15 protein-coding genes are annotated in these 13,779 nt (G+C 33.7%); 1 reads left to right on the forward strand and 14 read right to left on the reverse strand.

Going from position 1 to position 13,779, the window contains the following annotated elements; all coding sequences use genetic code 11:
• Positions 1-32 precede the first annotated feature (32 nt).
• The 11 genes from BAU17_RS14315 to BAU17_RS04020 form a co-directional block, all read right to left on the reverse strand.
• On the reverse strand, positions 33-284 hold the full coding sequence (locus tag BAU17_RS14315) for a SemiSWEET transporter (protein WP_161901527.1): 252 nt from the start codon (positions 282-284) through the stop codon (positions 33-35).
• Position 285: 1 nt separating this feature from the next.
• Positions 286-624, reverse strand: a complete 339-nt coding sequence (locus tag BAU17_RS03975; protein ID WP_161901528.1) for a PTS sugar transporter subunit IIA — start codon at positions 622-624, stop codon at positions 286-288.
• A gap of 1 nt (position 625) precedes the next feature.
• Positions 626-2,647 (reverse strand): alpha-amylase family protein, encoded by a 2,022-nt coding sequence (locus BAU17_RS03980; RefSeq protein WP_161901529.1) that lies wholly within the window; start codon positions 2,645-2,647, stop codon positions 626-628.
• Positions 2,644-3,738: a DUF871 domain-containing protein gene (locus tag BAU17_RS03985; RefSeq protein WP_161901530.1), complete on the reverse strand. Its 1,095-nt coding sequence runs from the start codon at positions 3,736-3,738 to the stop codon at positions 2,644-2,646. Before BAU17_RS03985 ends, BAU17_RS03980 begins: the two co-directional genes overlap by 4 nt.
• 38 nt (positions 3,739-3,776) lie before the next feature.
• The gene (locus BAU17_RS03990; RefSeq protein ID WP_161901531.1) at positions 3,777-5,078 is read right to left on the reverse strand and encodes a PTS sugar transporter subunit IIC; all 1,302 of its coding nucleotides are present in this window, start codon (positions 5,076-5,078) and stop codon (positions 3,777-3,779) included.
• A 62-nt stretch (positions 5,079-5,140) separates the two neighbouring features.
• Positions 5,141-5,455, reverse strand: coding sequence for a PTS sugar transporter subunit IIB (locus BAU17_RS03995; protein ID WP_161901532.1), 315 nt, complete (start codon positions 5,453-5,455; stop codon positions 5,141-5,143).
• A 57-nt stretch (positions 5,456-5,512) separates the two neighbouring features.
• Positions 5,513-6,526 (reverse strand): LacI family DNA-binding transcriptional regulator, encoded by a 1,014-nt coding sequence (locus BAU17_RS04000; protein WP_161901533.1) that lies wholly within the window; start codon positions 6,524-6,526, stop codon positions 5,513-5,515.
• A 417-nt stretch (positions 6,527-6,943) separates the two neighbouring features.
• Complete coding sequence (locus BAU17_RS14170; protein WP_237579081.1) at positions 6,944-7,108, reverse strand: hypothetical protein; 165 nt, start codon at positions 7,106-7,108, stop codon at positions 6,944-6,946.
• 288 nt (positions 7,109-7,396) lie between these two features.
• Positions 7,397-7,639: a hypothetical protein gene (locus tag BAU17_RS04010; RefSeq protein WP_161901534.1), complete on the reverse strand. Its 243-nt coding sequence runs from the start codon at positions 7,637-7,639 to the stop codon at positions 7,397-7,399.
• Between the two features lie 162 nt (positions 7,640-7,801).
• Positions 7,802-8,929 carry a M20/M25/M40 family metallo-hydrolase gene (locus tag BAU17_RS04015; protein ID WP_161901535.1) on the reverse strand — a complete coding sequence of 376 codons (1,128 nt, stop codon included), beginning with the start codon at positions 8,927-8,929 and terminating at the stop codon, positions 7,802-7,804.
• Between the two features lie 43 nt (positions 8,930-8,972).
• Complete coding sequence (locus BAU17_RS04020) at positions 8,973-9,803, reverse strand: exodeoxyribonuclease III (RefSeq protein ID WP_161901536.1); 831 nt, start codon at positions 9,801-9,803, stop codon at positions 8,973-8,975.
• A gap of 301 nt (positions 9,804-10,104) precedes the next feature.
• Between BAU17_RS04020 and BAU17_RS04025 the strand changes: the two genes are divergently transcribed.
• Entirely contained in the window at positions 10,105-10,509 is a 405-nt protein-coding gene (locus BAU17_RS04025) for a RidA family protein (protein ID WP_161901537.1), read from the forward strand.
• A gap of 142 nt (positions 10,510-10,651) precedes the next feature.
• Here BAU17_RS04025 and hemH read toward each other — a convergent pair whose 3' ends face one another.
• Genes hemH through hemQ form a run of 3 tightly spaced genes read right to left on the reverse strand, consistent with a single transcriptional unit; the run spans position 10,652 to position 13,658 of the window.
• On the reverse strand, positions 10,652-11,548 hold the full coding sequence (gene hemH, locus BAU17_RS04030; RefSeq protein WP_161901538.1) for a ferrochelatase: 897 nt from the start codon (positions 11,546-11,548) through the stop codon (positions 10,652-10,654).
• A gap of 6 nt (positions 11,549-11,554) precedes the next feature.
• Positions 11,555-12,892, reverse strand: a complete 1,338-nt coding sequence (locus BAU17_RS04035; protein ID WP_161901539.1) for an MFS transporter — start codon at positions 12,890-12,892, stop codon at positions 11,555-11,557.
• Positions 12,893-12,905: 13 nt separating this feature from the next.
• Complete coding sequence (hemQ, locus tag BAU17_RS04040; RefSeq protein WP_161901540.1) at positions 12,906-13,658, reverse strand: hydrogen peroxide-dependent heme synthase; 753 nt, start codon at positions 13,656-13,658, stop codon at positions 12,906-12,908.
• Between the last annotated feature and the right edge of the window lie 121 nt (positions 13,659-13,779).

Consider the following 13,779-nt stretch of genomic DNA (forward strand, 5'->3'; position numbering starts at 1 on the left):
TCTTATAACTAATCCATTGAACAGACTTATCATTACTTAATACTTTCTCGTATCTTTATAATTAAAATAAGCGAGCAAGGTAAAATAGTCACCAGATTAGTGACAAAGACTGCTATATCTTTAGCAAAAAAACCATAAACTATCCATAAAGACACTCCACAAGTAAACAAAATATAAGTAAATAGTGAAATACTAGTTGTGTCCCTTGTCTTAATTGTTTTAATCGACTGAGGAATAAATGATATTCCTGTTAAAATACCTGCTAATAAGCCCATATATACCATATTACATTTTTTCCTTAATTAATTGTTTGAGTTCGTACATCATCTTATAATTTTCTAGAACTTCATTTGCAATATCTCTTAAAGTAACCGTGGACATTAATTGATCTTCTGCATGCATAAACAAAATAGTAATATCAACGTTTTTTTCCTTAGCTTCTTGTGTGATGACTTGAAAATGTTCTTTTTCTCCTATCATTAGAAAATCATTTGCTTCCATGATTAATTGTTGTGCTTCTTCAAATTCCCCATTTCGAGATTTTTGCATACTTTCCATCACTTTAGATTTGGCGCTACCTACATTACTGATTATATTAAATGAGATTAATTCTAAACCTTCCATTTTACACCGTTCTTTCATAATTAATTGTGATTATTTGATAACCATTGACTTTTGGCACTTGAAACTCTAGACTACGCTCTTGTTGTTTAAACTTCAGCTTGTAATTATTTCTAACATCATTAACTTGTTTAATGTCACCTATTTGATATCCCAATTTGTTCTCAATTTTGTCAATATTGAGTTTAACATATATATCTTTAAGAGGAATTACATCTTCAATTGTATCTAATTCTATTGCTTTTCTTTGAGGGATATAATGTAAAATATTCAATACTAATTCTTGCTTATCACATTTATGATTCAATATTATTTCACCCGTAGTAGGTACATTTGTCTCTATAAACATGTGACCTAGCATCTCTTTTAATGCTGCTAAAATCATTTGCTTATATTGTTGAACACCATGAACTTTATACATTTCAAATAACGGATGGGAAAAATATATCACTCTTTCAGATTGTGAAGAAACTACATATCCAGACGCTTCTGATACAGGCGCTTGAAAATGAGAATAGTAGTGTTGATAGTTTCGTTGATACATTGGACAATACTCAGCTCCCAAGACATGCGACTGTGCTGATTTAACTAATAATCCTTGACCATGCAAAACAATTTCACCCTTAGGAAGTTGCTTTTCTAAAAAAGAACAATATTGACCGTAAGTTGGATTATATACATTCTCTCCAAAATACGTAACTTCCCAAGCTGGTAAAAATTGTTTTTTCTCATCTAAGCCACTCTGATAAGTTGCGAGAATCTTACCATTTGTGTTTTCCAAATAAGAGGCTATTTTTAGTTTAATTTCATCATTCATTATAATTTTATCAGGAAGAACAACAATTGAGTACTTATTCCAATCCATTTGTAAATCAACAATATCAAATTGACAGTGTGCTTCTTTCAACATATTGACTGCTCCTGCTAATGAGAAATCTACTTTAGTATCACTATCCATAATGACGCCTGGATGAACAATTGCAATTTCAGTCAGTGCTCGTGTATTCTCATTATATTGTTCTAATTTTTCAACTTCTTTATAAACAGAACCAATCAAATTATATGTGGCAGGTTGTAAAGTTCCATCAGGGTACATCTGATCCCCTATTGAACATTTAGCTCCATGAGCCAATGCTAAAAAAGTCTCATATTCTAAGGCTGCACTGTTCTTATAACTACCAAAATCTGCCCATACCTTATGAAATTTACCAGTCATTCCTACATATTCTTTCCCTAAATTTTTTGCGTATCTTACAACAGTTGGAAAATGTTGGTACCCCCACTCTCCACTAGGTAATGATTCAATTTCTAAATGACTGTATTCCTCTAAATTGGACTGAATACTTGGTAAAATGTTGCCTTCATTAAAGAATATCGGACATTCTGGATTCAAAGTATGAACAGTTTTATAAATCTCATCCTTCAAATATTTTTCTGTCATTTTTGCAAATAGTTGGCGCTCATCTGTATTTTCTGGATCTAAATTCCTGGATACCATTTTCTCAATACAATAATTGCAACAACATTCATCTTGCCAAACAATATCAAAGAACAGACCATCAAGTTTGCTCCCAAAATGTTCCATAGTATCAATAATCTGAGTTTTTAGGTAATTTAAATAAGGTGTATTAAAACATAGCGTTTTCCATCCAGGAGACAATTGTCCATAATCTTGAAACCCATACATACTACCATCTGGTTTTCTTTCTAACCAATCCGGATGCTTATCTGCTGAAAATGCATCCCATCCCACTGTCAAATAAATAGGTGCGTTAATTCCTATTTCATGACAGGCATCTACTTGTTCCATAAGGAAATCGCCTTCCATCTGTGGATGTCTTGCTGGAAGTTTTGTTTGATAATAAATATGACCATGGTGGCATCGTCCAGTAAGTGTTACTGAATTTACGTGTGCATCTTTTAATGTTTTCTGAAATGTTTCTTTGTTAAAATTTTTTCCTAATTTAAAGGGTAACACGGGAGTATGAAAATCCAAATGTACTTGTCGATATGACAATTTACTCATTCTTCAACCTCCCTAAACTTAAACTTTGTCCATGGTTCAATATATTGAATCAAGAATTGATTATTGGAAGCTATTTTTGCAATTACATTTTTTTCTTGTTTCGTATTAGGCATTGATTTCTTCACAATATTAACTTCACCTTTATACTGACCAAATGAGTTATTTCCTAATGTAATATCACCGAAATTCACTAATTCTTTTGTATTGTTTTCCGGAATATCATATTTTCCATATTTCAGTTTGACAAAAGTTGAACGAATACTGTAACTATTGATATCTCCACGATTAAAGTGTTGGTTTGCTAATAAAATTTCTTTCTCTAACTCAGTAGTATTTGGTGCGAAAATAACATCAAATTCCACTTGTTCAGTACTCAGATTACTTAACGCTTTCAATTCTTCCTCGCTAGCATACGCATTTGCAATGATAATATCATCTATTAAATTCATCGCTATCAAATGTTTTGCTTGTACTTCAATCGGTAAGTCTCGATGCATTTCTAATGTACACAATCCATCTGTGTAAATATGTGGTCCGTGATCTGCAGCTTGAGAATTTACAAAAGCAGCTGTACGGATACCAAGTTGTTTATATTTCTTTGAACATTTCATAAAATATTCATAATCTAGTCCAGTGAAACGTTGCGGGTAAAAATTGTGACAACCTATAATTCTTTTTTTATTTGGTTGATAAGCAAAGATATTCTCTAGATAGTATGTGTCATTACTAATATTTACTTCTAAGTCTAGACCTGAAGTATCAAATGTAATCAACGATTCAATTAGTCCATCAAATGTTGAATCCAGGCGGATACCTGTTGCTCCCATTTCTTTAAAAAAGGTTAAATCTTGATAGCTTATTTTGAGTTGATCAAATACCGCTGGGTTTAAATCTAGTATGACCTCCATATCAAATTTTCTGGCATACTCAATTGCTATTTTTAGACTAGTAATTACTTCTTGTTCTTTTCCCTCATCAATCATTAATAAATTCGTGAATACACGCTTAAAACCGTATTTAGCTGCCAACTTAATATAATCTAATGTCTCCTGTTGCTGTTCTTTGTATGGATATATCGAAATCCCTAACATTTTCATCCTACTTTCTAGTTAAAATTTTTCTCATGTTACTAATTTTCAGCACTTGCTTGGATTTCTTTCTCAATCATATTCTTATCAAATGCTTTAAAGAATGGATAATATACCAAACCAGCAATGAGAATATTGACAATCGCCAAAACTGCTGCTCGCCAATCCAAACCAGTAGCCATCATCGCTCCTAATGGTGCTGGCAAAGTCCAAGGTGCAATTGCAATCGGTGGATTCACGATATGAAATACCCCCATTGCTAAATAAGAAGTAATTCCCATTAAAATTGGTGCGACAATAAAAGGAATTGCAAAAAAAGGATTCATAACAATAGGAACACCAAAGATTAACGGTTCATTGATATTAAATATTCCAGGAATTAGTGTAAAACGTCCCATCTTTTTACTAAATTCAGACTTACCAAAAAATGCCATTAAAAATGCTAACGATAACGTAGCTCCTGCGCCACCAATCCAGATAAACCATTGAAAAAATTGCTCTGTCATAAAATGTGGAATTGCTTCATTCGCTGCTGCAGCATTGATATTAGCATTCAAATTTTCGTACCAAAATGGATACAAAATAGGTGTAGCGATAATCATCCCGTGAATACCAAAAATCCAAACTACGGTAATTAATAAAATTGGGATAATAACAGAAAGTATATTATCTCCAGCAAAATAGCGAATCGGAGAGAACACCCACTGTAAGGCACTATTAATATCAAAATTTAGTCCTACTTTAATAATCCATGTTGTAACAATTACGAATGCTCCTGGAATTAATGCTGCAAATGAATTGATTACTGATGTAGGAACACCATGCGGCATTTTAATAACCATATTCTTCTTGACACAAAAACGGACTACTTCAACAGTAAAAATCGAAACAATAATTGCTGTAAATAATCCTCCTGCTCCAAAATTTCCCATAGGAAGAACTGTACCATTAAATCCTATGCCTGCTTTGTCTGCTGCTTCTGGACTTATTGTGCCTGGGGTAATTGCAGCAATTAGAAACGCAAGAACTGCTAAGACACTTGTAGAAACTTTATCCAATTTATAATCATCCGATAAACTAGCAGAGACGCCAATACAAACATAAACTGACATAAAATCCATTGTATAATTCATTGGAATTTTCAATTTATCTGCGTAAGGTGCTATAAAATCTTTCCAAGCATCAATAGGTAAATTTAGCATGATAATGAATACTGACCCTATAATAGTTACTGGAATAATAACACTCATTCCATTCCTTACAGCTGTCAAATATCTATTATTGGCAATATTCCCCATAATTTGAACAACTTGATTAAAATTAAATTTTTGAGCTTTATTCATAATTAACCTCCTATTTTTTTGAACCGGTTTAATTTTATAAAGAAATAAAAGAAGAAATTCTTTTATTTCTTTACTTCTTTTTGAATCAATTTGTACAAATCCGGAATTCCCATTGGTGTATATAAAATTCCTTCAATAGGAATCAAAGGAATACCATGCGCATCCGCTTCCTTTTGTAGGTGTTGCTTTCTAAAACTGACTTGTGGAGCTAATAACAATGCATCCCAAGTATCTTGTTGCATTTTCAAAGCTACTTCTTCTGTTCCTGTTGCTTCCATCATAAAATCTTCATTTCCTTGTTTTTTTGCTTCGGCGACTAAGTTCTCAGCTAAAATAGATGAACTCATTCCACCACCACATGCTAATAAAATCTTCATAATGTCCTCCTAATTTTTGAACCGTTTTAATTTCACATCCAAATTATAGAATGAAACTTAATCATTTGCAAGCGTTTTTTCATTTTTTTTTACAGAAGCTCTCCATAACAGAGTTGTTTCTAACTCAATCGTTGTAAAATGCTTTCTTTTTTTTCCTTTAAGATTGTCCATAATCAATTGACCTACCATCTCACCAATTTCTTGAATAGGCTGTTCCACAACTGTCAATTTCGGCTGAATAATATCACTTAATTCAAAGTGATCAAATCCAATCACCGAAATATCTTCTGGTATTTTTTTTTCTTTTTCTAACAACGCTTGAACTGCTCCTAAAGTCATATAATAATTGGTTGAATACAAAGCAGTAATACCTGTTTTTTCTAGAAGCTTCATTGCACCTAAATAACCGGCTTCTTTTGTATAGTCTCCCATAACAATTAATTCTTCTGAAAAAATATTTTTTTCTTTCATACTATCAATATAACCATTTAAACGCTCTAATCCAATATATCTTGTCGTATCACCTGCAATTATCCCTATCTTTTCATGACCTTCATCGAAGAATTTATCCACTACATTATAGGATGACTGATAATTATCCACCAATACTGTGTCCGTTTTAAATCCCTTTATTGGAGAATCGACTGCTATAATCGCAATACCTGCTGACCGTAACTTTTCTAGAATAGGTAGATTTTTTTCCAAATGAAAAATAACTACTCCATCAACAGAACGAGATTTTAAAAACTCCAATTTACGCTCTAAGCGTTGATAATCGTTTTGATAATCACATAGCAAAAGACTGTAATTATTTTTTTCTAAGTAATTTTCTAAGCTAGAAACAATTGACGTTGCAAAAACATCTGTTAAAGAATTTACCAAAACTCCTACAGACATGCTACGATTATTTTTTAGTCCTTTCGCAATAATATTTTCTTCATAGCCAAATTTTTCAATGGCGCGTTGAATATTTTCCATATTGTTTTTCTTCAATTGGTGGCCATTTAAATACCTTGAAACTGTGCCTATTGAAACCCCGGCTTCTTTTGCTACTTCTCTAATAGTCGCCATTCATTGTACCTCCTTTTATGGAATTGTTATTATTTCTAATGTGTAATATAGCTAATATAATATCATTTTTCAACCGTATATAACACACTGTTATGCGATTTATGATAATTAATTCAATTATTCATATCAAAAAAGCCCCCTCCCTGTCAACTTAATATTTTGAAAACACATTACTTTAACAAGAATTTCAAGTCTTTATAAGATATAGGCAATAATCTTTGTTTCTATTCTTTCTCCTCGCTTCTCATTAACCAAACCTATCAACAAATTGAGGTAAATCTTCCAATCTATCAAGTACAGCATCTGCTCCTACTAAATAATATTTTTTACGTACATAGGTATTCAATTTTTACTTTTCTATTTCTGTGAGTACTTGATATTCTTTAAAAGAGTGACCTGCTAATGAACCATCTTCAATTAAACCAATTGAGATTGAGAAAACACCTGCATTTTTCCTTCTTCAATATCTGAATTTGAATACTTCTCTAATATTTGAAAAATCTCTGAATCAAATGTCTGATAAATACGATTGATAGCAATATATCCATGAATAATTTCCCACTGCTTCGCAATTCGTGGCATGTTTAACATTGCTCAAATATGATTACTTTTTTATACTCATCGGCAAGCAAATTTCTTCGATTGTAACATCAATTCCTTCTTTTTTAAACGCTTGGCGAAATGCATCTACAGGACCTAACCTATACAACCAAAATCGATGGTTGTGCTCAATCGAAAATTACTATACGAATCATGCTATCACTCCTTTATGTAGTATGCTGTTTACAGTATATAATCCCAAACATAAACACTATCCATTAACAATCTATCATATTTCACCTAAAACAACGGTTCATAATTAACTTCCTTCTACCAAATATTCAACTCTTTCGCAATTTGTTTATCTGTCTCTGGACTTTCTCCAATACTTCGGTTAATAAACCCTTTTCTTTTACACCATACTGCCTGTAGTAGCGATACTTGTTGCTCTTTCCTTAAATCAGACAATTTTAAATATGTCAAAGGATGAACAACTTCCAATGTATCATCGGTCATCACGTAATTTTCAGCATCTTCTTCCCAAACCAAATAGCCAGAATCAATCTGCTTCATTGACATTCTCCCTCCTTTATGAAACCTCTTCCATTTCATATTACCTCATGATTACAAGAAAACCTTCAGACCAAAGACTGAAAGTTATAAAAAAAACCTTGTAAAAGCATATAAATTTTTTTGTCTCTCACTTTTACAAGATTTATATATATTCAATTCGATTTACTCCGTCACCAACCAAAGGACTTGTTGAATATCTTCTAAAAACTCATCAATAATCAAACGTTCTTGTAACTCATGGCCATTTTCACCACCTGCTGATAAGGCAATGGCATCAATTCCGTTAAACGTTAGACCACTAACATCGGTTCCCCCACGCATGACCTTTCCTTTATATTCTAGATTGTGTCGTGCACACATCTTTCTATATTTCTGAATGACTGGATTATCTTCTTGGTGATGGTAGGCATGTAGGCTTTGAGTAACATCATATTCCAATGTTGCACCAAACTTAGTGGTTGCTTTTTTTAGTTCTCCAATAACATGTTCGAGCTGTTTTTTGCCGCTTTCTGGATTCAAACTTCTGACTTCCATTGCAAAAGTAGTGATTTCTGGTACGACATTTGTTGGATAATCACAAACGACTTTTCCAATATTTGTAGTAGTGTCTTCGTCAATTTTTAACAGTTTCATATTAGCAATTGCTTCGGACATTACTTGAATTGATGAGATTCCTAAATCCGGTGCTGCACCGGCATGAGAAGCTTTTCCGATGATACGTCCAGTAATATCATAATAATCCGGTCCACCAATAACTGCTGTTCCAGGACCTCCTCCACCATCTAAAACAAAGGCAATTTTCCCCTCTAACAAGTCTGTATCAACTGCAAAAGCACCATAAATACCGACTTCTTCGCAAATCGTGAACAAAAACTCTAAAGGTGGATGATCTAACTTATTTTCACGTAGAACCGCTTCAACTTCTATAATTTGTGCAATTCCTGCTTTATCATCCGCACCAAGAATCGTGGTCCCATCGGAAACTACATACTTACCGTCTTCGGTAATAGAAGGCTTCACACCTACACCGGGTTCAACCGTATCCATATGTGCTTCAAGAATGATCGTATCAGCTTGTACCAAAGCTCCTTTTCCCGGTACTTTTACAATCACATTGCCCGCATTTGATGAAGGAACTTTTTCGTTTGATTTTTTATCTTCAACAACTTCATAACCAAGCTCACTAAAATACTTCAGTAAATAATCTGCTACACCTCGTTCGTTATAACTCACACTGTCAATTTGGACTAATTCCAAAAACTGATTAATTGCTCGCGCTTTATTTATCATTTATTCACCTTTTTTCGTTAAATTTAACCAACTTAAAAATTTACTAATCTAAATCAATATCAAGCAAAATCGGTGTATGATCTTGTCTGACACCCGAATCAACCATTTCGGATAATTGCACTTTATCTGCCGCTCGATTACTTACTAACCAATAATCAATTCTCCAACCGGAATTGTTTATTTTACTAGTCTTCACACGTTGATTCCACCAAGTATACTCTCCTATGGCATCTCCATGTAAATGACGGAAAGTATCGGTAAAGCCTTTTGCCAATAAATTTGTAAATCCTTGACGTTCTTCATCTGTAAAACCAGCGGAAAGATGGTTTCTACTTGGATGTGCTAAATCAATTTCTTGATGCGCCACATTGAAATCGCCTGTTGCTAAAACTATTTTTTCTTGATCTAATGAAGCTAGATATTCTGCGTATTTTTCATCCCAAATTTGACGCTCTGGTAGACGAACCAAATTATTACCAGAATTTGGTGTGTATACTTGTGTGACATAAAACTGATCAAATTCAAGTGTAATGATACGTCCTTCTGCATCCATCGTACTTGGTGCTCCAATTTCTGGAAAAGAAACCGTTGGTGTTAAATGATTTTTGTATAAAAACATCGTTCCTGCATAACTTTTTCTAGCCGGCTCTTTTGAGCTATTCCATACTATACTATAGTTCGGAAATTTTTCATTTAAAATTTCAATGTGTTTTTTTGTTGGTCCATTAGCAGATAACTTTGTTTCTTGCAACGCAATAACATCTGGATCAAGAGCAATGATAGAATCCATTACCTCTCTTGATAACACTGCTCTTGCAGAATCGCTTGTTAAGCCTGCATTTAATGAATCAATATTCCATGAAATAAATCTCACTGTCATTCTCCTCGCCATCTAAAATAGTAATTTTTCTTATAATATCTACAATACTTGAAGAAGTCATTTTCTACAAGTTATCTATACTGATTCATTATTGAAAGTTGGTAAATTTGTTACTTCTGATAACTTTATGCTACACTAAAGTTAATCCCAAAAAGGAGGAGTATCGCATGAAAAAGAAAATGCTTCAATTTTTAGCAATTGGCTATGGATACTCAACAGCCGTTTTTTTCTAGAATAATGTTTCAGGGGCGAAGTGTGCCTAAAACTAGAAAAATATATTTTGAGGAGAATAAAAATGAATAAAATTAAAAGAAGCAACCCTACTACTATGCCAAAACCAGTTGGCAATTATAGTCATGTAACCAAAATCCCGAAAAATTCGGAATTCTTTGTTTTCTCTGGTCAAATTGGTACAGATAGTACTGGAAATATCCCTAGTGCATTTAACGAGCAAGTCACGAATACATTTACGAATATTAAACACGCTTTACAGTCAGAAGCGCTTGATTCCGCAAATATCATTAAAGTAAATATTTGGGCGGTACAAGACATTGACTGGGATTTCTTTTATCAAACATGGGATGATTTTTTCCAAAACGAAAATTACCCTTCCATGACAATTGGTTATCTTAGCGCCTTAGGTTTACCTGAAATCAAAATTGAAATTGAGATTTGGGCTGCTCGACCTGAAGAAATCTAAAACTTTCACCGACTAGTAACATTCTAGTCGGTTTTTTATCCACCAAATATTGCTTAGAATCGATTCTCGTAATAAAAATAAACGAAGTAAGTCACTAAATTTAGCAAACTACTTCGTTTATTTTTTAAGACAATTCATTTTATTAAGAATGGATAATCTCTTTTGCTAATCCTTCAATAAATAACGGGTGCGTATTTGGCATATCTAAACGACGGTAACTTCCGCCTAATTCTTCTACCAATTCCTTACATTCAATATCGTTATCATAAAGCGTCTCTAAGTTATCTGCAACAAAGCCAAAGGGTAAATAAATAATTTCTTCGTAGCCCTCTTTTAGCAACTCTTCTGTGACATCTTCAACGCGTGGCCCAATCCACTTATCTGCTGTTCGCCCAGCACTTTGCCAAGCATGACCAAAGTCTAAGGGGCCTTTTACGCGTTGGGCAATCGCTTTAGCAGCATTTGTTATTTCATCTACATAGGGATCACCATTTAGCAGTAATCGCTCAGGCAAGCTATGCGCAGTAAATAAAAATTTTTGTTTTTTCTTTGGATCCAATGCATGTTGAATTTGATTAGACCAAAACACTTGAAACCCTTCTTGTTGCCAAAAATGACAATGCGCATGATATGCAATTTCAGGGTAAGCTTCTACTTCGTTCTCAACACGCATATGGTATTGTTTAATAAAGCTAGAATCATGAGGTGCTAAAACCATGCCATGAATTGTCTTAAAGCCTTGCATAGCAATCTCTTTTACGGCATCTTCAATAAATGGACGAATGTGACGCAAACCTGTAAATACCCGATATTCAACATCACTATTCTCATTCAATTTCTCTTCTACAGCTAAACGTTGAGCTTCTGTGATTTGTGCTAATGGCGAAGCCCCTCCGATTGCTTCATATCGACCCGCTAACTCTTCATAAAGTTCCTTAGATGGTTCTTTGCCATGACGAATATGTGTATAATAATCCCAAATTTCTTCTGTATTGTTAGGTGTACCATAACTCATTAATAAAACGGCTTGCTTTTGCATGATAAATTATGCCTTCTTTCTCATATAAAAAATAAAAATTAATGTAACAATCATTAGTCCGATTAACATTTGTGAAAAACCAAGACTATTTGTCGCGTGGGCTAACACACCGATGATAGTGATTCCAATAGTCATGCCTAATTTTTTGACAACAGACAATAGACTCAACGAAGCATTGCGATCTTTCGGCGAAGCTTCTACCACTAGCACTTGTAACGGCACGGTCATCAACGCACCAATTGACAATCCAAAAAATAGTAGCGCAAACAAGAAAGTTTTAAAGGATACGACGGAAAAATACATCGTAATTAAACTGATGAAAACAAGCATCATCGTTCCTTTTGTCGCATGATTGGCACCTTTTTTATCCGTCCAAATTCCTGCAACTTTAGAGCCAATAAACGTTCCAATAGCCATGATAGTCATTAATGAACCTGCTTTTCTCGCATCAAAATGGAAAGTCATTTCCATAAAAGAAGGTAAAAAAGCAAATAGAGACATCACCAAACCGGTGGTAATACCACCGAACAAACTTGCCCGATAAGTTGGAATTTGCCATAATCTTCGTGAAAATAATACGGTTAATTCTTCGTTCTCTCTTGATGTTTCAATTTTCACAAGCAAGATACTAGAAAGAATCAAAATAATAGCATAAACCATTAATTCTACAGTGTGTCCACGTGAAAATCCTCTTGTTAATAATAAATTAAATGTTAACAAAGAAAGTACAAATAAACTATTCCCTTTAATATCAAACGATTTTACTTCTGAATTTGTTACTTTAGGCACAATGAAGAATGCAAGTAAGAAAATAATCGCAATCAAAACAGCCATCACAAAATAGATACTACGCCAATTATGTGTTTTGATTAAACTAAGTACACTGACAAGAGGTGCTACGATTGTTGATAAAGCCACCAATGAGCCGATATTTCCTACTTTTCCTCCAATTTTCTTTTCTGTATTTGCAAAAACCATTGAAAGAGTCAAAGTTAATAACGAGCTACTACCAAATGCTTGTAATGCGCGGAATACTAAAAGCATTTGAAATGTTTGACTGAATGCAATTCCTAATACACCCAAGAAGTAAAGTACTAACTCCGTCAAAAAGACCATTCGATAGCCAAATCGATCAATTAAACTCCCCATAATAGGTGTCGCAAATAATAATCCTAATGTATAGATAGAAACAATCCAGCTCTTTTCAGCAGGTGCTAACATTAATTCTCTAGCCATTGAAGATAAGTTTGTACTTATAATCCCTGAATCTAATTGTGTGATAAATAAGCTAATGACTAACAATGGAGTAATCCATCGTTCTGATTTTGTGACATGTAATTCCATTACATAACTCCTCCTAAAACAATCCTAAATATGTTTGTAACTGCGGCAAAGTGTTTAGTGAAGTTCCAACGATAAAATATGGAAAATCAGAATACACACTGCTAGCTTCTGAAAAGCGCATTTCATATATGATTTTTTTGAATTCTAATGGATCTTCTGCAAATAAAGTGACGCCCCATTCATGGTCATCAAATCCAATGGATCCAGTAATAAATTGATGAATCTTTCCCGCATATTTACGTCCGATTAATCCATGCTCTTTCATCAACTCACGTCTTTTTTCATAAGGCAATGTATACCAGTTCACATTATCAGAGCGAACTTTATTCATCGGATAAAAACAAATATACGCGTCTTTTGGTAGCTTTGGATAAAGCTTTTTATTCGTTCTTTCCCAAGCAATATCAGTTTTTGGCATGCCACTGTATGTGCCAAGCTCAATCACGGAAACATAACTATGAACCGGTCTGAGATATTGATAAATAGCTAACTGGTGCCAAGCATTTTCAGCAGCATTTAAATCCTTTAGCTCTGGTCGTAAAAGCATAAAGCCAAAATCACCTTTGTGCCCGGTAATATTGCACATATAATGACTTCCTTTTTGCGCATGCTCAATTTTTTGCCATCCTTTTAGCAATTCAAACAATTCATTTGCCATAATTTGTTTGGCTTCCGTCGTTTCTTTTTGCCAAGCTGACCAATCCATTTGAAAAATCAGATGCAAGCAATACCAGCCATCTAAGGTTTCCACCTTTTCTGTAATCATGTATATCCTCCTTACTCATTCATTTGGTTTATTACCGTTATTCGTTATATCACATAAAATAAAATTAAGCAGAGCATTTGCTTGTGAAATTTTCAAGACAAATATTTAATAACAAAATATA

It is taken from the genome of Candidatus Enterococcus willemsii, assembly GCF_009933335.1.
Taxonomy (GTDB): domain Bacteria; phylum Bacillota; class Bacilli; order Lactobacillales; family Enterococcaceae; genus Enterococcus_F; species Enterococcus_F willemsii.